We start from the raw sequence: 21006 nt of genomic DNA on the forward strand, positions 1-21006 counted from the left end.
TCTTCGAAAGGCTTCTTGGGATACCAGACCAGGCTCTTGACGTTGACGCGCTCCCAGATGCCGACGAGGGTCGGCTTGCCGTCCGGACCGGGCTTGGTGCCCATGTCGAGCCAGCTCGGCTGATACTGCGCCTTGAGATAATCGGCGCCCAGGACGCTCGCGAGATCGACGAGCTTGCCGGTCTTGGAGAAGTTGCCCATCAGGCCGGGCTGCGGAAAGTCCACGAGGTCCGGGGTGTTGCCGGCATCGACGCGGGTGGCGATGGTCGCCTCGAACTGCTTGGAGCTGGCGTACTGGATGTCGATCCCGGTCTGCTCCTCGAAAGCCTTGATGTTCTGGTTGAACTTGACCTCGTCGGCGTCGGCGAAAGCGCCGAAGGCCGTGACGACCGTTCCCTTGTATTTGCCGGCGAGCGCATCCGTCAGTTCCTGCGGCATTGCCGGATCAGCATGAGCGGGCGTCGCAAGCGCCGAAGCGGCCAGCAGGGCGCTGAAAACGAGAGTTCTGGGTGAAGCCGACATTGTATCCCTCCCTTGATCGTCGCCCCGATGGCCGCTTGAAGGCAGGCACAGCGAAGGGTTCCGGCTCCATAGGCATGCCGGCCCAAACATCGACGAGTGCGACGTGACGTGGTGTGGGGGCGATGATCCTGTTTGCATCGCGCACGCGACACAACTGGATGGTTTCCATCTCCGTCCCGAGTGGCTATATACCCTCGATGTCCATCGATGGTCAACGTAAATTGTCTATCGATGGACAAAAGTGGATGCCGTGGCGAAATCAGTTGGAGTGGTGATGTCGACGATCAAGACCGTGGCCGAGCGCGCCGGCGTTTCCCTGAAAACGGTGTCGCGCGTGTTCAGCGCTCCGGACACGGTGTCGGAGGCGATGCGCTCGCGCGTTCTGCAAGCTGCCGCGGAACTCGACTTCATTCCCGACCGACGCGCCCAGGCCATGCGCTCCGGACGCTCGGGCGTGATAGGTCTCCTGACCGATGTCGCGGCGTCGACGCCGTGTTCCATCGACATCGTGCGGGGGGTCGAGGAAGCGCTGGCCGAGCGAGACATGTCGTTGCTGATCGGCAGCATGGAGAACCGGGCGGAAAGCTCCGATTCCATCTTGCGCAGCTTTCGCGCGGTTCGCGTCGAGGGGGTCATCTACGCGGCGACCTATCACCGCGAGATCCATGACTTCGCGCCGCTTCGGTTGCCGAGCGTCATGGTCAACTGCTTTTCGCACAGCCGCGATCTGCCGACCGTCATCCCCGATGAGGAAGGGGGCGGTTTCAGCGTCGGCGTTCATCTCATCGGCCTCGGCCATCGCCGGATCGCCTATCTGACCCTGTCGCCCAACATCGAGGCGACGCAACTGCGCCTTGCCGGCCTGAAGCGGGCCCTGCGCGAGGCTGGTCTCGACGAGCCGCCCGATCTCGCAGTGCCCGGCCAGTCGCGCGCCGGCACCTTCGACCGGGAGGAGGCGTTTGTCGCGGCCCGCCGACTACTCGACCGGCACGACCGGCCGACAGCCATCTTCTGTGGCAACGACGAAATGGCGATGCAAGTCTATCATGCCGCCGCCGAACTCGGCCTAGCTATCCCGCGTGATATCTCTGTCGTCGGATTCGACGATCATCGCCTGTTCTCAGAGGGACTACGGCCGGCGTTGACAACCGTCGCGCTACCCTATGTCCAGATGGGCAACGTCGCTGTCGGTGTGCTTCTCGACGAGAAGACTCACCTGTCGGCGCCGGAAGTAAAGTTGATAGAAGGGCCGTTGATCATTCGACAGTCGACAGGTTCGCCGCCCGCGTGAATGTGTCGTAGTGAGCTGGTTAAAGTTGAAGGTCCACCGAAAGTTCAAGCGACCTTTTATCGGGTGTGATGTTGCCCATAAACAGGCTGTCGCATCCATCTAGATGGATACCCGCAGCAAATGTCGGTCTCGTAGGTTGCGCGCCCCCGCAACCAAATAAGCCCCAGTAACTCAACGAGTTGCTGGGGTTTTGTTTGTTCAGAAGAAAGCTCCCGTTTGTACCGTAGGTTTTACGAGGAAGGATCTTTTTTCCTGGTCCCCTCAGTTGGCCGCTGTCGATCGCGCATTCTACGGACCAGTTCTTGTAATAATGAGAGTGGCCCGCCCTCCTTGAATGCCGTCGACTTATGCAAGCAGGCGGCGAAATGACCGCAATTCGGGCGTGACAAAACTCGTCTTTGCCAGGACGATTTATCGATCAGAAGCCGGCCCCTCCCACCGGCGCCTGATCTGAGGAGCCACGGCATGATCCTGGCAGTTCGCGAAAAGCCGCGCCTCGCACCGGTGGAACCAACCTCCCGTCCCCGGCGTGACAATCGGCAAAGCGCCGAAATGGCGCTGTTCGGAATCTATGAGATTTCGAAAATTCTGAATGCTCCCATCCGCCTTGAGAGCATGTTGGCAAACGTCGTCAACATCCTGACGTCCTTTCTCGCCATGCGACGCGGCATGATCGTGGTGATCGATGACGCCGGTGAGCCGGAGATCGTCGCCACCGCCGGTTGGGCCGGCGAGGTGAAGGGCAGGCCGATTGACAGTCTGCCGCAGGTCGTCATCGACCGCATCGTCGCAACCCAGACCTCGCTCGTGGTGCAGGACACCGCCGTCGATCCGCTTTTCGTGGGAACGGCCGCCGCTCATGATCCGAGCCGCGTGTCCTTCGTCGGCGTGCCGATCAAGGACGACCTCAAGGTCATCGGCACGCTCAGCATCGATCGTGTGTGGGATGGCTCGGCCGATATCCGCATCGACGAAGACCTGCGCTTTCTCGTCATGGTCGCCAATCTGGTCGGGCAGGCCGTGCGACTGCATCGCGTTGTCGCCGCCGATCGCAAGCGGCTGATCGACGAAAGGTCTCGGCTCGAGAAGGCGCTGGACGAAAAGCCCAAGCCGAACCGTGTGCGGATCGGCGCTGGTGGCATTGTCGGTGACAGTCCTTCCGTGCGCCGGGTGATGGAAACCATTGCCATCGTTGCGCCGTCCAACACCACAGTGCTGCTGCGCGGCGAGAGCGGTACAGGCAAGGAATTGTTCGCCCGGGCCATTCACGATCTGTCTGGTCGGAAGAATAAGCCCTTTATCAAACTCAACTGCGCCGCCGTCTCCGAGAGCGTGTTGGAGTCCGAGCTGTTCGGCCACGAGAAGGGTGCCTTTACAGGCGCCGTCGCGTTGAAGCCCGGCCGTTTCGAACTGGCGAACGGCGGGACGCTGCTGCTCGACGAGATCGGCGAGATATCGCCGGCTTTCCAATCCAAGCTATTGCGCGTTCTTCAGGAAGGCGAGTTCGAACGGGTCGGCGGTACGCGGACCCTGAAGGTGGACATCCGGCTGATCTGCGCAACGAATCGGAACCTTGAGGCAGCCGTGGCGCGCGGCGATTTTCGCGCCGATCTTTATTATCGCATCAATGTCGTGCCGGTGTTCCTGCCGCCATTACGCGACCGGCCCGGCGACATTCCGCTGCTCGCCCGCGCCTTCCTCGACCGCTTCAATCGAGAGAACGCCCGTCGCTTGTCGATCTCCGACAAGGCCCTCGACCTCTTGGGCAAGTGCTACTTTCCCGGAAATGTACGCGAGCTTGAGAACTGCGTTCGCCGCACGGCGACGCTGAGCCGGAGCGACACCATCCGTCGTGCGGATTTCGCCTGCGCCCATGGCGAATGTCTGTCGGCGACGCTCTGGACCGGTGCCCATCATGTCACCGCCGATGAGCAGCTCACCGCCCTGAAGCGCGGCGAGGCATTGGTGCCGGGCCTGCGCCCGCCGCTTCAACCGGCGAGGGCGCCGCAGCCCGATCCTGCGCCAGACGAGGCGCCGGTCGATGGTCACGTCTGTGAGCATGCCGGCGCCGATTGTCCCGCCCTCGGCCATCGGGCCGGCGAGAAGGAACGCTTGATCGACGCCATGGAAAAGTCCGGTTGGGTGCAGGCCAAGGCCGCCCGCATCCTCGGCCTGACGCCGCGCCAGATTGGTTATGCCCTCAAGAAACATCATGTCGAGCTGAAGCGCTTCTGAAGCTCTGTCATCTCGCACTGACCTACGCAGCGCCGATTTTCGGCGCTGCTTGCATTTTGGGGTCCCTGGCACGGAAAGAGCCTGTCGCAAGTCCGACAAGTTTGTGTAGCTTTCCCGATCACGCTTACCGTGCGATCGAATAACTGTTTGAAATATATCGCTTATATTCTTGGCATGTCGTTTGCGCTGTGGAGGGTGACCCTTTCATCTCCGGAGCCCGCCATGTCCTCGCAGATCGTCTCCCTCGACAGCTTCGTGGCCTCGCCGAGCCCAGTGCGTGGCTGCGCCTCATCGTCCTGTGGTTCCTCTGCCCGTCCTGCGGATGTCGATCCCGACGTCTGGGAGAAGATTAAGGATCATCCCTGCTATTCGGAAGAGGCGCATCACTATTTCGCCCGTATGCATGTGGCTGTGGCGCCGGCCTGCAACATCCAATGCAATTACTGCAACCGCAAATACGACTGCTCCAACGAGAGCCGACCCGGCGTCGTTTCCGAGCGGCTGACACCCGAAGAGGCGGTCCGGAAAGTGGTGGCCGTGGCGGCCGCCGTCCCCGAGCTGTCGGTGCTGGGTATCGCCGGTCCGGGCGATGCACTCGCCAACTGGAAGCAGACCCGCGCCACGTTCGATGCGGTGCGCAAAGTCATCCCCGACGTCAAATTCTGCTTATCTACCAATGGACTTGCGCTGCCCGACTATGCCGATGAGATCGCCGGCATGGCTATCGACCACGTGACGATCACCATCAACGCCGTCGATCCGGAGATCGGCGCCAAAATCTACCCGTGGATCTTCTTCGACCACAAACGCCGCACAGGACTCGAAGCTGCGACCATCTTCCTCGAAAGGCAGATGCGTGGCCTCGAAATGCTGGTCGCGCGCGGCATCCTCGTCAAAATCAATTCGGTGATGATCCCCGGCATCAACGATGCTCATCTGCCGAAGGTCAACCGCGCAGTGCGGCAGCGTGGCGCCTTCCTGCACAACATCATGCCGCTGATTTCCGATCCGGCGCATGGCACCCATTTCGGCCTCACCGGCCAGCGCGGACCGACGCCGGCCGAGCTGAAAACCCTGCAAGACCAACTCGACGGCGGTGCCAAGCTGATGCGTCACTGCCGCCAGTGCCGCGCCGACGCCATCGGTCTGCTCGGTGAGGACCGCGGCCAGGAGTTCACGCTCGATCGTCTGCCGGAGTTCGCGACCTGCGATCCCGCTCCCCGTCAAGCCTACCGCGCCTTCGTCGCCGCCGAGCGCGGCGACCGGGGCGCCGCCCGCGCCGATGCCCTCAGGAGTGTCAGCGCCGTGGCCGACGACGTCCTCCTCGTCGCCGTTGCCACCAAGGGCGGCGCCCGCATCAACGAACACTTCGGTCACACGCGCGAATTTCAGATCTACGAGGCCGGGCCGAAGGGCATCACACTCGTCGGCCACCGCAAGGTCGACGCCTATTGCATGGGCGGCTTCGGCGAGGATGCGACGCTCGGGCCCACCATCGCCGCCCTCGATGGCATCGACACCGTGCTCTGCGCCAAGATCGGCGATTGCCCGCGCGACGCATTGGCCGAGGCCGGCATAACCGTCACCGATGCCCACGCTTATGACTACATCGAGACCGCCATCGGCAAGCTTTACGCCGAGCGTTTCGGTCGCTCCGCCGCCGTCGCCTGAACTTCAAGGAGACCCGATCATGGCCATGTCCATCAATGCCGACGACTGCACAGCCTGTGGTGCCTGCGAAAGCGAATGCCCCTCCAAGGCCATTCGCTTCCAGGGCGCGGTGTATGTGATCGACCCCAAGAAGTGCACGGAGTGCCAGGGCGCGGCCGATGCGCCACAATGCGACGAGGTCTGCCCGTCCGGCGCGATTGCCAAGGCGGCCTGACATGGTCTTTGCCGACCGCGAGCCGGATGTCGAGATCGACGGGCCGCCACGCTTCCAGCCCGGTGACAAGGTCGTCGCACGCCTCAACGTGAAGAACGATGGCACTTACCCCGGCCGCGACATCGGCGAGCGCCTCGTTCACAAGGGTGATGTCGGCTATGTGCGCGACATCGGAACCTTCCTGCAGCAGTTCTACATCTACGCGGTCGAATGGGTCGATCGCGGCATCCTGGTCGGCATGCGGGCGCGCGAACTCAATGCCCTCGATGCTGTCGAGAAGACGGAAGGCGCCGTGAAATGAAGGTGATAATCCGCCAATCGGCAAAAGGTTTGTCGGCTTACGTTGCCAAGAAGGATATCGAGGAGGCGATCGTCTCTCAGGAGAGAGAGGCCCTCTGGGGTGGCAGTGTGACCCTCAAGAATGGCTGGGTGCTCGATCTGCCGGAGATGCCCTCGGAAACCCGGCTGCCGGTAACCGTCGTCGCCCGCCGGCGTGGCGAGGATGACTGAGATGAGCGCGCTTCTCGCCGGCGGACCACTTGAGACGCTGTCCGGAGAGGCCGCAGTTGAAGCGCTCGCCGGCCTGCGGACCGAGCTTCTGGCTGATCGGCTCGTTCCCTATCTGGGGCCGGAGTTACTGGCGCTGGAGGGAAAGCCCTCCGTGCCGGCCTCACCGGAAGAGATCGCCGCCGCGCTGCAGAAGCGGGTGCCGGTTCCCGGACGTATCCGCGGCAACATGTGGGCAGTGGCTCAGTATATCGAGAGCCGTCGCCATCGCCGTACCCTGAAAAAGCTGATGGCCGAGGTGTTCGCTGGCGAACCGCGCCCATCCGCTTTCCATCGCTTCCTTGCGCAGCTATCGCTCAGTCTGGTTGTCGACAGCTGGTATGACGGCACGCTCGCGGCTGCCATGGTGGAAGCTGGCCGGGATGATGTCGCCGACCTTCAGGGTATGTCACGCGCCGCCATCGGCGAGGACCGTTGGTACAATGCCTTCGATCTGACCGGCTCCGTCACCGAGCCGAGCGCTACCGGCACGCTGCTCTACAGACCGCATGGCGGCATCCAGCCCGTCGGTGATGTGCTGGTTTCCGACAGCGACTATGTCGAGGCTTTGACCGAGATCGATATCCAGACGCCCATTCCGGAAGCGGTTCGAGAGCGTCGGGCGACGCGGGGCTTCCTTTTCCTGGGCTGTCGTTTCCATGACCAGATGCTCCGAACCTACGCCCGGCAGATCATCAAGCGCTCGGCTGGTCCTCATGCCTGCGTGGCAGACGCGGCGACGCTGACATCCAACGAGCAACGCTTCCTGGCTGCCGGGAACATCGTGCTGATCGACATGCCGCTTGTGGAGGCGGTACGCCACCTCGCCGGATGACCTTCCCCGGGTGGACAGTTCGTGTTCCGCCCCCCCTATGTCCACCCCATCTGGCCGCCCTTCGGGGCGGATTTTTTCATGGCGCCGACACACCGTGTTCCGACATCGACTGTCGCCTTTTGTCGGACCCACGACAGCCGCTGTTGCTGGCCAGTTTGTCTGTGTGATGCGATTAAATAATTGATAATATTATATTTTATTCTGCGTGGATCAATTGGCACGCCCCTTGAAATTAGGACGTCGTGAGGCGGCCCGTCGCTGCCGACCGAATTGGCATCCCCTCCCGGTGCTTTCGAGAAGATAAGGAACCATGACCATGGCAGCACTCCGCCAGATTGCCTTTTACGGCAAGGGTGGCATCGGCAAGTCGACCACCTCTCAGAACACGCTCGCCGCTCTCGTCGAGATGGGCCAGAAGATCCTGATCGTCGGCTGCGACCCCAAGGCCGACTCGACTCGTCTCATCCTCAACGCCAAGGCTCAGGACACCGTCCTTCACCTCGCCGCTGAAAAAGGTTCGGTTGAAGACCTCGAGCTCGAGGACGTGCTGAAGATCGGCTACAAGGGCATCAAGTGCGTCGAATCCGGTGGCCCGGAGCCGGGCGTCGGCTGCGCCGGCCGCGGCGTCATCACCTCGATCAATTTCCTCGAGGAAAACGGCGCCTACGATGACGTCGACTACGTCTCCTACGACGTGCTCGGCGACGTCGTCTGCGGTGGCTTCGCCATGCCGATCCGCGAAAACAAGGCGCAGGAAATCTACATCGTCATGTCCGGCGAGATGATGGCGCTCTACGCGGCCAACAATATTTCACGCGGCATCCTGAAGTACGCCAACACCGGCGGCGTCCGCCTCGGCGGTCTGATCTGCAACGAGCGCCAGACCGACCGCGAGCTCGACCTGGCCGAGGCGCTTGCCAAGCGTATCAATACCAAGCTGATCCACTTCGTGCCGCGCGACAACATCGTCCAGCATGCCGAACTCCGCAAGCAGACGGTCATCCAGTATGCGCCGGATTCGAAGCAGGCCGACGAATACCGTCAGCTCGCCACCAAGATCCACGAGAACGGCGGCAAGGGTACCATTCCGACGCCGATCACCATGGAAGAGCTTGAGGACATGCTGCTCGCCTTCGGCATCATGAAGACTGACGAGCAGATGATCGCCGAGCTTGCCGCCAAGGAAGCCGCCCGCCAGGCCGCCGTGCCTGCCTGATCCCTGGGGAGGGCGCGTGGCTCCGGGCCTTGACCCCGGTAGCCGCGCTTTTCCCTTCACCTTCCGCGAGGACAAATCCATGAGCGACAGTTACGAAAACGACGGCAAGGCCCACGAGCAGTACATCACCGAGGTCCTCGCCCAGTATCCGGAAAAGTTTGCCAAACGGCGCAAGAAGCACCTCTCCGTTGCTAAGGCAGTGGAAGCCGAGCCGGATGCGCCGGTTGGCGAGGAAGGCCCGCTGCTGACCGAGTGCGACGTCAAGTCGAACATCAAGTCGATCCCCGGTGTCATGACCATCCGTGGCTGCGCCTATGCCGGCTCGAAGGGCGTGGTGTGGGGACCGGTCAAGGACATGGTCCACATCAGCCATGGTCCGGTCGGTTGCGGTCAGTATTCCTGGTCGCAGCGCCGCAACTACTACGTCGGCACCACTGGTATCGACGCTTTCGGCACCATGCAGATCACCTCCGACTTCCAGGAGAAGGACATCGTCTTTGGCGGCGACAAGAAGCTCGACAAGGTGATCGACGAAATCGAAGAGATGTTCCCGCTCAACGGCGGCATCTCCGTGCAGTCCGAATGCCCGATCGGCTTGATCGGCGATGACATCGAAGCCGTCTCCCGCCGCAAGGGCAAGGAGATCGGCAAGACCATCGTTCCCGTCCGTTGCGAAGGCTTCCGTGGCGTGTCTCAGTCGCTCGGTCACCACATCGCCAACGACGCCATCCGCGACTGGGTGCTCGACAAGAGCGCCGAGGCGGAATGGGAGGCCGGTCCCTACGACGTCAACATCGTCGGCGACTACAACATCGGCGGCGACGCCTGGGCTTCGCGCCGCCTGCTCGAAGAGATGGGGCTGCGCATCTGCGGCAACTGGTCGGGCGATGCCACGCTCGCCGAGATGGAGCGCGCGCCCAAGGCCAAGCTCAACCTCATCCACTGCTACCGCTCGATGAACTATATCTGCCGGCACATGGAGGAGAAGTACGGTGTTCCGTGGATGGAATACAATTTCTTCGGCCCGTCGCAGATCGCCGCCAGCCTGCGCAAGATCGCCAAGCATTTCGGTCCGGAGATCGAGGCCAAGGCCGAGGAAGTCATCGCCAAATACAAGCCGCTAGTGGATGGCATTCTGGAAAAGTATACCCCGCGCCTCGCGGGCAAGAAGGTCATGCTTTACGTCGGCGGTCTCCGGCCGCGCCACGTCATGACCGCCTACGAAGATCTCGGCATGGAGATCGCCGGCACGGGCTACGAGTTCGCTCACAACGACGACTACCAGCGCACCGGCCACTACGCCAAGCCGGGCACCCTGATCTATGACGACGTCACCGGCTACGAGCTTGAGAAGTTCGTCGAGAAGATCCGGCCGGATCTCGTCGGTTCAGGCATCAAGGAAAAGTATCCCGTCCAGAAGATGGGCATCCCCTTCCGTCAGATGCATTCCTGGGACTATTCGGGCCCCTACCACGGCTATGATGGCTTCGCCATTTTCGCCCGCGACATGGACCTCGCCATCAACAATCCGGTCTGGGACCTGTTCGATGCTCCCTGGACCGACGGTGGTGAACTCCTCGCCGCTGCCGAGTGACCCGATGCGTTGCTCCTTCCCCCGAGGAAAGGGGCTCCTCGAAGACTGCTTCCCTTCACCGCGCGCCTGTCGCGTGACCGATACTCCTATGCCCGTCTGGCCGCCGTATGGCGCGGCGCGGGCGATGAGGTCAGACAATGCCCCAGTCAGCCGAAAAGATCCTCGACCATGGTCCCCTGTTCCGCGAGCCGGAATATCAGGAGATGTTCGCCCGCAAGAAGGCCTGCGATGGTGCCGCCAGTGTCGATGCGACGGCCCTTCAGTCCGAGTACACCAAGGGCTGGGAATACCGGGAGAAGAACTTCGCCCGTGAGGCGCTGGTGATCAACCCGGCCAAGGCCTGCCAACCGCTCGGCGCCGTGTTCGCGGCCGCCGGCTTCGAGAAGACCATGAGCTTCGTCCATGGCTCGCAGGGTTGCGCCGCCTACTTCCGCTCGCATCTCTCCCGCCACTTCAAGGAGCCCTGCACGGCGGTCTCCTCGTCGATGACCGAGGATGCGGCGGTATTCGGCGGTCTCAACAACATGATCGACGGCTTGGCCAACTGCTATTCGCTCTATCAGCCGAAGATGATCACCGTCTCTACCACCTGCATGGCCGAAGTCATCGGTGACGACCTCTTTGGCTTCATCGGCAACGCCAAGGCCAAGGGCTCGGTGCCGGAAGACTTCGACGTGCCCTTCGCGCATACGCCGTCCTTCGTCGGCAGTCACATCGATGGCTACGACAACGCCATCAAGGGCATTCTGGAGCACTTCTGGAAGGACAATGCGGCCGCCGCCGGCTCGTCCGATACCATCAATATCGTTCCGGGCTTCGATGGCTTCTGCGTCGGCAACAACCGCGAGCTTGCCCGCATCCTCGGTCTGATAGGCGTCAGCTACACCTTCATTGGCGATGCCGCCGATCAGTTCGACACTCCATCGGATGGCGAATATCGCATGTATGATGGCGGCACCACCATCGACGAGCTGAAGGCTGCCAAGGGCGCCAAGGCGACCATCGCTCTGCAGCAGTGGAACAGCCGCAAGACGCTGGAATATGCGGAGAGCGTTGGCCAGCAGACCGCCAGCTTCCACTACCCGCTCGGCATCAGGGCCACCGACGATCTCCTCATCAAGGTCTCCGCCTTGAGCGGCAAGGCCATTCCGGAAGCTCTCCGCCTGGAGCGTGGCCGTCTCGTCGATGCCATGGCCGACAGCCAGGCCCATCTGCACGGCAAGCGCTACGCCATCTTCGGCGATCCCGATTTCGTCCAGGCGATGGCGCGGTTCACCCTGGAGACCGGCGGCGAGCCCGTCCATTGCCTGTCCACCAACGGCGGCAAGGAATGGGCGAAGGACATGCAGGCGCTGTTCGACAGCTCGCCCTTCGGCAAGGCCTGCAAGGCGCACGCTCACAAGGATCTCTGGCACCTGCGGTCGCTGCTGTTCACCGAACCGGTCGATTTCCTGATCGGCAACAGCTACGGCAAGTATCTTGAACGCGATACCGGAACGCCGCTCATCCGCCTGACTTTCCCGATCTTCGATCGTCACCACCATCACCGCTTCCCGGTGATCGGCTACCAGGGCGGCCTCAGGGTTCTGACCGCCATTCTCGACAAGCTGTTCGACAAACTCGACGCCGAGACAAGCATTGCCGGCGATACCGACATCTCCTTCGATCTGACCCGCTGACGTCTACCGAGCGCGGACCAAGGGCCGGCCCTGGCAGCGGGGCCGGTCTTTTTCATTTCAGCGTGGTGCGTCGCAAACCCGACAATGGCGTGTCGGGTCCCCATACATGCTCGGGCGTTAGGGTTGGGAAGAATAGCGGCGGCGTATAAAACTAATACTATTTCAAAGGCTTGGCGCTGATATCTCCCCTGGCATGGCGCTTGCGATTTCAAAAATAACCACAACACTCGAGAGGCGCCCATGTCCCTCAAGGCCAGAATTGCCAACGCGTTTGACGAACCGGCTTGCCCGACCAATCGGGAGAAGTCTGAGACGGCGCGCAAGAAGGGATGCTCCAAGCCGCTGACGCCGGGCGCCGCGGCCGGTGGCTGTGCCTTCGACGGTGCCAAGATCGTGCTGCAGCCGGTGACGGATGTCGCCCACCTGATCCACGGTCCGCTCGCCTGCGAAGGCAACTCCTGGGACAACCGCCATGCCGCGTCGTCCGGTTCCGATCTCTGGCGGAAGTCGTTTACTACCGATCTCACCGAACTCGACATCGTCATGGGCAATGGCGAGAAGAAGCTGTTCAAGGCGATCCGGACGATCATCGAACGGCACGATCCGCCCGCTGTCTTCGTCTACTCCACCTGTGTGACCGCATTGATCGGCGACGACATTGCCGCCGTCTGCAAGCGCGCGGGCGAACGTTTCGGCCGTCCGGTCGTCCCCGTTGACGCCCCCGGCTTCGTCGGTTCCAAGAATCTCGGCAATCGCCTGGCCGGACAGACGCTTCTCGACCACGTCATCGGCACCATCGAGCCCGACGATGTCACGCCTTACGACGTCAACATCCTCGGCGAATACAATCTCGTCGGCGAATTCTGGTTCGTGAAGCCGCTGCTCGAAGAACTCGGCATCCGCTTGCGCGCCGTCATCCCCGGCGACGCCCGCTATCGCGATATCGCTGCTGCCCATCGCGCCAAGGCGAACATGATGGTCTGCTCGTCGGCGCTGATCAATCTCGCGCGCGGCATGCAGGAACGCTGGGGCATCCCCTATTTCGAAGGCTCCTTCTACGGCATCGCCGACACTTCGGCGGCCATTCGCGGCATATGCGGGCTGCTGGTCGAGCAGGGGGCGCCTGCCGCCCTTCTTGATCGGGCCGACGCGCTGATCGCCCGCGAAGAGGCGATTGCCTGGCGGCGCGTTGCTCCGCTGAAGCCTCGTCTTGTCGGCAAGCGGGTGCTGCTCAACACCGGCGGCGTCAAGAGCTGGTCGATGGTCGATGCCCTCCAGGAAGCCGGCATGGAGGTGATCCGCACCTCGATCAAGAAGTCGACGGAAGAAGACAAGGCGCGAGCGCTCGCCGCGCTCAAGAACGAAAAGCATCTGTTCGATCGGCTGGCGCCGCGCGAGATCTACCGGATGCTCGTAGAGGGCGAAGCCGACATCATGCTGTCGGGCAGCCGAACCCAGTTCATTGCCCTCAAGGCAAAGACACCGTGGCTCGACGTCAACCAGGAACGCCATCACCCCTACGCCGGCTACGAAGGCTTCGTCGAACTGCTCAAGCGGATCGATCTCGCCGTCAATAGTCCGGTGTTCCCGGCTTTGCGGACGCCAGCGCCATGGGACGAGGCAGGGGAGTTGATGGCTCAGCCCGACATTCCAGACGAAGTTGCCCACAGCTTCCGCAAGTTCGCGCGTGGCGTTCTCGAAGATGCCGACGATTGCTGAGGAGACGGCCATGCCTGTGAACGAAGTCCGCTCGCTCTCCACCAATCCGCTCAAGTCGTCGCAACCACTCGGCGCCGCCTATGCCTTCCTTGGTATCGAAGGGGCCATGCCGCTCCTGCACGGCAGCCAGGGATGCACGGCCTTCGCGCTCGTGTTGTTCGTCCGGCATTTCAAGGAAACCATCCCCATCCAGACGACGGCGATGAACGAGGTGTCGACGGTGCTTGGCGGTGCCGATCACCTGGAAGAGGCCATTCTCAACATCCGAACCCGCGCCAACCCCCAGCTGATCGGCATCTGCACGACGGCGCTGGTTGAAACACGCGGTGAGGACTTTGCCGCCGATGTCGCCTCGATCATCAATCGCCGCGCTGAAACGCTTGGCGATTGTCGCGTGGTGTTGGCCGAGACCCCTGATTTCCGCGGCTCGATCGAGGAGGGCTGGAGTGCTGCGGTCACGTCGATGATCGAGGCACTGAGCCAACCCTCGACCCGACGCGATCCCGAGCGGATCGTCATCCTCGCACCCAGCCACTTCACGGTCGGCGACATCGAAACCTTGCGTCAGACGGTGGAAGCCTTCGGGCTCGTGCCGGTCATTCTGCCGGACATTTCCAGCTCGCTCGATGGCACGATACCCGACCGCTGGATACCCTCTACCTATGGCGGCACGTCGGTTGCCGATATCGAGAGCCTGGGCGCCGCCTGTCACTGCATCGCCATTGGCGAGCATATGCGCCGTCCCGCCAAAGCTCTCAGCCGGAAGACCGGCCTTGCCTATACCTTGCTGCCGACGTTGACCGGGTTGGCGGCTGCCGATCGCCTGATAACACTGCTCGCCCGTCTGTCCGGCCGTCCCGTCCCTGCCTCGATCCGCCGCCGCCGCTCACAGTTGCAGGACGCCATGCTGGATGGCCATTTCCATTTCGGCGGACGCCGGATCGCCATCGCCGCCGAGCCCGATCTCCTCTACCAGATGGCCAGCTTCTTTGCGGAGATGGGGGCGGAAGTCCCGGTTGCCATCGCGTCGACGCCCGACAGTCCCATCCTGGAAGCCGTTCCAGCCGAGGTCACGGTTGGCGATCTCGGCGACCTTGAGGAGCGTGCGATGGGCGCCGATCTCCTGGTCAGCCATGCCCACGGCCGGCAGGCGTCAGAACGGCTCGGCATTCCGCTCTTCCGGGTGGGCTTTCCAATTTTCGACCGTCTCGGTGCCCAGCACCGCCGCAGCGCCCTCTACGAGGGAACGCGTGACCTGATCTTCGAGGTAGCGAACACGCTGATCGCCACCGACCATCACCCCGTCCCCCCTGAAAGCCTCGATCCGCTCCGTAACCGGGAGATGTTCCATGACAGCCGTCCGTCGCCTGAGCCTCGTCGACACTGACGCGGCAACCGAAGCCACGCCGCCGCCCGGTGCGGTGCGTGTGGCCATCGCGTCTACCGATCTCAAAGGGCTGAACGCTCACTTCGGTTCCGCGCCCAAGTTTGCCATCTACGATGTGACGCCTGCCGGCTGGAGCTTCGTCGAGGCCGTCGAGTTCGAAGGCAATACGGAGGGGGATGGGGCCCATCGCAGCGATGGCGACGACCGCATCACACCGAAGGTCGACGCGCTTACCGGCTGTCATTTGCTGTTCTGCCTGGCGATCGGCGGGCCGGCAGCGGCCAGGGCGGTGGCGAACCGCATCCACCCGATCAAGGCGCAGGCCGCGACCATCGACGATGTGCTCGAGAAGGTGCGCGTCATGTTGACCGGAGCGCCGCCCCCCTGGCTCCGCAAGGTGTTGCAGGCCGCTGGCGTCGCTGCCCCCCGACCTGATTTCGAGGACGAATGACCATGAGTGAGATAGAGGCTCCACCCGCGGCCCTCGACCATCCCTTCGTGAAAATGCTGGCCCGTCTTGTCCGGGCCGCCGATACAAACGGCGTCTGGGATCGCAAGTCTGACGCCGAGGTGCTGGCCGACTTCGTGGTCAGTCGCGAGGAACGGCGTTCGCGGCCGATCATCGACGATCCCGATCCCGACATCGTCGATCGCGTCGAGGCCTTCTACGGCGCGGTCGGCCTCGCCGCTGAAGCCGCGACCGGCCGGCTGGCGTCGCCAATACTGAAGCTGAACCACGAGGGCTTTGGTCGTGTGTTGCTCACTGCCGGTCGGCTGGTGGTGGTCTCCAGGACGCTGCGTGACGTCCACCGCTTCGGCTTCGACGACTTCGCTGCGCTGGCTGCGGCCGGCGGCAAGCTGGTCGATGAAGCCGCAACCATGATCAGCCGCTTTCCCGAGGTTGCCGACCTCTGATCCTACCCGAACCATCCGAGCTGGAGATTTACATGGCCGACTACACGACCCGCGACGGCAGTTCCTGGACGCCGCTCTTCCTCGTTTCGATCGATGGCGGCGCTTGCATCGGCTGCGCTCGCTGCTTCAAGGTCTGCGATCGCGACGTCATGCACCTCTACGGTGTCGACGACGAAGGTGAGATCCTCGGCAAGGTGGTCGAGGATGACGACGACGATTTCGACGGCGAACTCAACCGCAAGATCATGGTCGCCGACAACGACGGTGCCTGCATCGGTTGCAACGCCTGCGCCCGTGTTTGTCCGAAGAACTGCCAGAGCCATGTCGCGCCCGACAAGCTGGCCGCCTGAAATAACCTGGTCTACGTCACCCGAAGGTCGGAAGAAGCGGCACGACGTTGCCGCTCTCCGTTTCCATCCGGGCAAGCATCTTCTGGCGCCGCCGATCCGTCTCCTGCCACCAGGCACGTACGACGCGCAGGCGGCAGGCGAGGAGGGTGCCGATGCCGCCGGTAAACCGCAGCCAGGCCTCGACGTCCTCCCGGCGGACGGCTGTCAGAACGGGCAGGCCGAAAGCGGCCAGGGTTCCGAAGGCGTCGGCATGGCCGCCTCCGGCAATCTCGACCGCGCCGAAGCGGGGGATGAAGGCGAGATCGGCCTGCGCTTCGATGGCCATGCGGATGCGCCGCGTCGTTGCGGCAATCTCGACCGGGGCGAGGGGGACGCGTGGCCGCTGCCAGCTGTCGCCCGCCAGGAGGTCAGCCACCGTCACCTCTCGGCTCGGCGGCTCGCTGTCGTCAGGGAGATGGACAATGCCTCCGATCCGGCGCCCGGTCATCTGGAGTTCTTCCGCGAAGAAGGCAAGCAGGTGGTCGATCGACGCACCCTCGTCGAAGATGATCGCCGCGAGTTCGGAAGCGTTGATCCCGGCGGGGTCGAGAGCCGGAAAGCGATCGAGCAAGCGGCGCGTCATGGGGGGCTCCTGGCGGTGCGGGACGGTGACCACCGGTGCCTCGCAAGGGCTGGGCCAATTGCTTCAAGCGTAGTGAGAATTACTATATAACAAACCAGGCTTCACAACCCAAAGGAGACGATCATGCGGCTTTCGGCACGTAACATATTGAGGGGCAAGATCGTGGCATTGACTCGAGGCGCCACGACAACCCACGTCAAAGTGGAGATCGTCGAGGGCATGGTTGTTACCGCCTCGATCACCAACGAAGCAGCCGATGACCTGGGATTGGCCGTCGGCGTCGACGCCGCCGCGATCATCAAGGCGTCGGATGTGATGATCGGCGTCGACCTGTGACGTGATCCCGGCACGGTCTTTGCGCTGCCTTCTTTCAAGTGCCCGGAAATCCGTCAGGCGTCTCTCGTCTGTCGGGTTTCCGACAAAATTGAAGGAGGTGACACATGCCGGCATCAACCTTTGCCCGTCACTACGCGCAGCTCCGCATCGCAGCGGGTCCATCTCGTGACCAAACCGAGGCTTTTGACAGCCACGTGCTCGCCGCCGTTCTCGCGGCGGCCCTGACCGAAGCGGAGAAGTCTGGAATCGGCCTTGCCGATGGACTGGGTCTTTCTCCCGAGGAAATCGGCGGCCTGATTGGCCTTTACTTTCCCCATTATCCCATGACCGGCGTTGAAGACCTCGCGTCGAGCCCGCCCTCGGAAGACGAAGCTCTTCTTGCCGACTTGCTGCTGGCCCACCGGTCCGGTCCGGAACCGATCGCCGGTTGGCTCGCCGTGCTGATGGCCCGCCGGGCGATGCGGCCCGATCATCTCTGGCAGGACCTTGGCCTCAATGACCGCGGTGAGCTCAATCGCCTGCTCGCTCGCCATTTCCGTACATTGCATGCCGGCAACACCGGCAACATGCGCTGGAAGAAGTACTTCTATCGCGTGCTTTGCGAGGCCGAAGGCTTCTCGCTTTGCACGGCTCCCTCCTGCACCGTCTGCACCGATTTCAACGATTGCTTTGGTGTCGAGGATGGCCTTAGCCGGCTCGCCGGGCTGCGGCGACGGATCGAAATGGCGGCCTGATCTGCGGGGCATGTCGGGTTTCCAACAAAGCGAATTACGAGCCTTTTAATTTCAAACGGTTAGCTAGTGGCATGCCGTGTGCAGAGCGTCTGTCGCCCCGCTTCATCCTCCTGAAGCAAGAAGGACAGAACCATGATCGAACTCACAGAAAGCGCCGTTGATGCCGTTCGCTCTGTGCTCGCCGGCTCTGGCGGTCGCGCGGAAGGTCTGCGGATCGTCGTCGAAGCCGGTGGCTGCGCTGGTCTCAAGTATCGCATGGGCCTTGAGAAGGACGAGCGCCCCGGTGATCTCGTGTTCGATCAGGATGGTATCCGCCTTTATCTCGATGCACTGACCCAGCGCCACGTCGGTGGCCTCGTCGTCGATTTCGTCGAAGGCATCGAGCAGTCCGGCTTCGTCTTCGACAATCCCAACGCCGCCTCGCGCTGCTCCTGCGGCAAGTCCTTCTGCTGAGAGACATGCATGCCGGAGCCCGTCTATCTCGACGCGAATGCCACGACGCCGGTCGAGCCGCGCGTTGCCGAGGCGATGCTGGCGGCATTGATCGAGCTTCCGGGCAATCCCTCTTCTGGACATTCGGCCGGTCGAGCGGCGCGGCGCGCCGTTGAGTCCGCCCGGCGCGAGGTCGCGGCATTAATCGGTGCCGGTCGTTCCGGAGAAATCATCTTCACGTCCGGTGGCAGCGAGAGCAACGTTACTGCCCTTCGCGCTGTGCTGGCCGCCCGTCCCGGTCGGCGCACGGTGGTAACCTCCGCCGTCGAGCACGCATCGATCCATGCCACGCTCGACCGCTTGGCGGTAACGGACGGCATTGTCGTACGCGAGGTGCCCGTCGATGGCAGCGGCCGGCTGGATATCAACGCCTATCAGGCTGCCCTCGACGCCAACGTTGCCCTCGTCACGCTGATGGCCGCGAATAACGAGACCGGCACGTTGTTTCCGATTCCCGATCTCGTTCCCGCCGCCCATGCCGTCGGCGCGCTCTTTCATACCGATGCCGTGCAGGCGGCCGGTCGCGCGGAGATCGACGTGGCCCAAAGCGGCGTCGACATGCTGTCGCTGTCCGCCCACAAACTGCACGGTCCCAAGGGTGTCGGAGCGCTTTACGTCCGGCGCGACATTCCGTTCCACGGCCTCGTGACCGGCGGTGGCCAGGAGCGTGGCCGCCGGGCTGGCACCGAAAACGTGCCGGGTATTGTCGGCTTCGGCGTAGCCGCCGGTCTCGCCCGCACCCAATCGGATATGGGCCGTGTCGCGATGCTGCGCGATCGTCTGGAATCGGCCGTTGCCGCCATTCTGCCGGAGACCAGTGTTCTCGGCGATCCGCAACACCGCCTGGTCAACACGTCCTGTCTCGCCTTTCCAGGTTTCGACGCCGAGATGATGCTCGATCGCCTGGACCGCAGCGGCATCGCCGCCTCGGCAGGATCCGCCTGCGCCGCAGGGGGACGGCAGCCTGGCCGCGTGCTCGTCGCCATGGGGCACGGCAACCTTTCCGGCTCGGCGATCCGTTTCTCCCTTTCCCGCTTCAATGACAAGACCGACATCGACCGTCTGCTGATGGCGCTGCCATCCATCCTGAGGCAAACGCGCGGCACACGCGTGGAGGTTCCGGCATGACCGATGTGCGCCTCAACGACACGACGTTGCGCGACGGCGAACAGGCGCCGGGGGTGGCATTCACCGTCGCGGAGAAGCTGGCCATCGCCGAGGCCCTCGCCAAGGCGGGCGTCGCCGAGATCGAGGTTGGAACACCGGCCATGGGCGAGGATGAGATCGCCGCGATCGCGGCCGTGGTCGGTTTGTCACTGCCGTCTCGCATCGCCGTTTGGTGCCGCATGTGCGATGCTGATCTTGCGGCCGCCGCCCGGACGGGCGCACCGGCCATCAACCTTTCCATTCCTGCCTCCGAACTGCAACTCGCCGCCAAGCTCGGCATCGACCAACGCCAGGCGCTTGCCCGCATTCGTCGTTATGTCCCCATGGCCCTCGACCTCGGCTTTGCCGTATCGGTGGGGGCAGAGGACGCCTCGCGAGCCGCTCCCAACCATCTCGCCGCCATGGCCGAAGCGGTGGAAGCGGCTGGCGGCACAAGGTTTCGGATCGCCGATACTGTGGGCGTTCTCGATCCCACCTCGACGGAGGCGCTGGTGAGGTCGCTTCGGTCTCATAGCTCGCTTGCGCTCGAATTCCACGGACACAACGATCTGGGGCTCGCTACGGCCAACACGCTTGCTGCCCTGCGTGCCGGCTGCACGGACGCTTCCGTGACTGTGCTCGGTCTCGGCGAGCGGGCCGGCAACGCGGCACTCGAGGAAATCGCCGTGGCACTCCTACGTCTCGACGGGAGGAGCGCCGGTATCCACCTGCCGGCGCTGATGCCTCTCGCCAATCTTGTGGCCGCGGCCGCCGGGCGCAGCGTGCCGCCCGCCAAGGCCATCGTCGGCAGCGACGTCTTCGCCCATGAAAGCGGCCTGCATGTCGCCGGTCTCCTCCGGAACGCCGAGACCTACCAAGGGCTCGATCCGGCGCTGCTCGGTCGCTGCCATTCGATCGTCGTCGGCAAGCATTCAGGAGGGCAGGCGCTGGCCCACATCCTCGCCCGTAACGGCGTCACCCTCGATCCGCATCTTGCGGCTCCGCTTGTCGCCGCCGTGCGACAGGCCGCCGTCGAGCACAAGCGGGCCCTCACCCCTGGCGAACTTGAACACCTGCACGCCGCCCTCGTCACCCCCCACGTAAAGGATCACTCCATGGCTTGCCCGATCGATCGGCCCGTGCCGGATGCGACCAACATTCTCGCCCGCCTGAAGCAACTCTCCTCTGCCGAAGACTTCTTCGAGGCTCTCGGCGTCCGCTTCGAGCCCGAACGCCTCGCCGTCTGTCGCCTGCACGTCCTGCGACGGATGGGAGAAATGCTCGTGGGCGACGATCTCGAAGGTCTTCCCGACAGTGTCGCCGCAGCTCGTGCCCGCTCCATGCTTGAGCGTGCCTATCGGGACATGGTTGGCGCCTCGCCGCTCGAAACGCGGCTGTTCAAGGTGTTGAAGGACCGCGATCCCAACCGGCCGGCCGCCCCGCCGCGTCGTCCTTTCGTTGCGCTCGCCGATATAATCCGACCGACGGACGGCGCCTGAGTAA

At 63.2% G+C, this 21006-nt stretch carries 22 protein-coding genes; 20 read left to right on the plus strand and 2 right to left on the minus strand.

What is annotated here, in order from left to right:
- Positions 1–521 (minus strand): extracellular solute-binding protein (locus tag H512_RS23575; protein ID WP_156899461.1); only part of this gene is annotated, 521 nt, incomplete at its 3' end.
- A gap of 274 nt (positions 522–795) precedes the next feature.
- On the opposite strand from H512_RS23575, the gene H512_RS0110995 reads away from it, so the two are divergent.
- The 15 genes from H512_RS0110995 (at position 796) to fdxB (ending at position 16173) form a co-directional block, all read left to right on the plus strand.
- Entirely contained in the window at positions 796–1812 is a 1017-nt protein-coding gene (locus H512_RS0110995; RefSeq protein WP_026783497.1) for a LacI family DNA-binding transcriptional regulator, read from the plus strand.
- A 465-nt stretch (positions 1813–2277) separates the two neighbouring features.
- Positions 2278–4047: a nif-specific transcriptional activator NifA gene (gene nifA, locus H512_RS23580; protein ID WP_084798423.1), complete on the plus strand. Its 1770-nt coding sequence runs from the start codon at positions 2278–2280 to the stop codon at positions 4045–4047.
- A 222-nt stretch (positions 4048–4269) separates the two neighbouring features.
- The gene (gene nifB / locus H512_RS0111005) at positions 4270–5718 is read left to right on the plus strand and encodes a nitrogenase cofactor biosynthesis protein NifB (protein ID WP_026783498.1); all 1449 of its coding nucleotides are present in this window, start codon (positions 4270–4272) and stop codon (positions 5716–5718) included.
- Between the two features lie 19 nt (positions 5719–5737).
- Positions 5738–5932: a 4Fe-4S binding protein gene (locus H512_RS0111010; protein ID WP_026783499.1), complete on the plus strand. Its 195-nt coding sequence runs from the start codon at positions 5738–5740 to the stop codon at positions 5930–5932.
- 1 nt (position 5933) lies between these two features.
- Positions 5934–6233: a nitrogen fixation protein NifZ gene (locus tag H512_RS0111015; RefSeq protein ID WP_036791272.1), complete on the plus strand. Its 300-nt coding sequence runs from the start codon at positions 5934–5936 to the stop codon at positions 6231–6233.
- Positions 6230–6442: a putative nitrogen fixation protein NifT gene (gene nifT / locus H512_RS0111020; protein ID WP_026783501.1), complete on the plus strand. Its 213-nt coding sequence runs from the start codon at positions 6230–6232 to the stop codon at positions 6440–6442. The genes H512_RS0111015 and nifT overlap by 4 nt, the downstream gene beginning before the upstream one ends.
- Before the next feature lies 1 nt (position 6443).
- On the plus strand, positions 6444–7313 hold the full coding sequence (locus tag H512_RS0111025; RefSeq protein ID WP_026783502.1) for an SIR2 family protein: 870 nt from the start codon (positions 6444–6446) through the stop codon (positions 7311–7313).
- A gap of 316 nt (positions 7314–7629) precedes the next feature.
- The gene (gene nifH / locus H512_RS0111030; protein ID WP_026783503.1) at positions 7630–8529 is read left to right on the plus strand and encodes a nitrogenase iron protein; all 900 of its coding nucleotides are present in this window, start codon (positions 7630–7632) and stop codon (positions 8527–8529) included.
- 79 nt (positions 8530–8608) lie between these two features.
- The gene (gene nifD / locus H512_RS0111035) at positions 8609–10123 is read left to right on the plus strand and encodes a nitrogenase molybdenum-iron protein alpha chain (protein WP_026783504.1); all 1515 of its coding nucleotides are present in this window, start codon (positions 8609–8611) and stop codon (positions 10121–10123) included.
- A 137-nt stretch (positions 10124–10260) separates the two neighbouring features.
- Positions 10261–11802, plus strand: coding sequence for a nitrogenase molybdenum-iron protein subunit beta (nifK, locus tag H512_RS0111040; protein WP_026783505.1), 1542 nt, complete (start codon positions 10261–10263; stop codon positions 11800–11802).
- A 240-nt stretch (positions 11803–12042) separates the two neighbouring features.
- Positions 12043–13521 carry a nitrogenase iron-molybdenum cofactor biosynthesis protein NifE gene (gene nifE / locus H512_RS0111045; RefSeq protein ID WP_026783506.1) on the plus strand — a complete coding sequence of 493 codons (1479 nt, stop codon included), beginning with the start codon at positions 12043–12045 and terminating at the stop codon, positions 13519–13521.
- A 10-nt stretch (positions 13522–13531) separates the two neighbouring features.
- Complete coding sequence (nifN, locus tag H512_RS0111050) at positions 13532–14908, plus strand: nitrogenase iron-molybdenum cofactor biosynthesis protein NifN (protein ID WP_026783507.1); 1377 nt, start codon at positions 13532–13534, stop codon at positions 14906–14908.
- Entirely contained in the window at positions 14871–15359 is a 489-nt protein-coding gene (nifX, locus tag H512_RS0111055; RefSeq protein ID WP_026783508.1) for a nitrogen fixation protein NifX, read from the plus strand. The genes nifN and nifX overlap by 38 nt, the downstream gene beginning before the upstream one ends.
- 2 nt (positions 15360–15361) lie before the next feature.
- Entirely contained in the window at positions 15362–15823 is a 462-nt protein-coding gene (locus H512_RS0111060) for a NifX-associated nitrogen fixation protein (protein WP_026783509.1), read from the plus strand.
- Positions 15824–15855: 32 nt separating this feature from the next.
- Entirely contained in the window at positions 15856–16173 is a 318-nt protein-coding gene (gene fdxB / locus H512_RS0111065) for a ferredoxin III, nif-specific (protein ID WP_026783510.1), read from the plus strand.
- A 16-nt stretch (positions 16174–16189) separates the two neighbouring features.
- Here fdxB and H512_RS0111070 read toward each other — a convergent pair whose 3' ends face one another.
- Positions 16190–16795 carry a DUF2478 domain-containing protein gene (locus H512_RS0111070; RefSeq protein WP_026783511.1) on the minus strand — a complete coding sequence of 202 codons (606 nt, stop codon included), beginning with the start codon at positions 16793–16795 and terminating at the stop codon, positions 16190–16192.
- A gap of 123 nt (positions 16796–16918) precedes the next feature.
- On the opposite strand from H512_RS0111070, the gene H512_RS0111075 reads away from it, so the two are divergent.
- The 5 genes from H512_RS0111075 (at position 16919) to nifV (ending at position 21002) form a co-directional block, all read left to right on the plus strand.
- Positions 16919–17131, plus strand: a complete 213-nt coding sequence (locus H512_RS0111075) for a TOBE domain-containing protein (RefSeq protein ID WP_026783512.1) — start codon at positions 16919–16921, stop codon at positions 17129–17131.
- A 104-nt stretch (positions 17132–17235) separates the two neighbouring features.
- Positions 17236–17865 carry a nitrogen fixation protein NifQ gene (locus H512_RS23585; RefSeq protein ID WP_084798424.1) on the plus strand — a complete coding sequence of 210 codons (630 nt, stop codon included), beginning with the start codon at positions 17236–17238 and terminating at the stop codon, positions 17863–17865.
- Between the two features lie 132 nt (positions 17866–17997).
- On the plus strand, positions 17998–18318 hold the full coding sequence (locus tag H512_RS0111085; RefSeq protein WP_026783513.1) for a HesB/IscA family protein: 321 nt from the start codon (positions 17998–18000) through the stop codon (positions 18316–18318).
- 9 nt (positions 18319–18327) lie between these two features.
- Positions 18328–19485: a cysteine desulfurase family protein gene (locus H512_RS0111090; RefSeq protein WP_026783514.1), complete on the plus strand. Its 1158-nt coding sequence runs from the start codon at positions 18328–18330 to the stop codon at positions 19483–19485.
- Positions 19482–21002 (plus strand): homocitrate synthase, encoded by a 1521-nt coding sequence (gene nifV / locus H512_RS23590; protein ID WP_084798425.1) that lies wholly within the window; start codon positions 19482–19484, stop codon positions 21000–21002. The genes H512_RS0111090 and nifV overlap by 4 nt, the downstream gene beginning before the upstream one ends.
- Positions 21003–21006 lie beyond the last annotated feature (4 nt).

Origin of the sequence: Pleomorphomonas koreensis DSM 23070, assembly GCF_000425185.1 — a bacterium.
GTDB classification, from domain to species: domain Bacteria; phylum Pseudomonadota; class Alphaproteobacteria; order Rhizobiales; family Pleomorphomonadaceae; genus Pleomorphomonas; species Pleomorphomonas koreensis.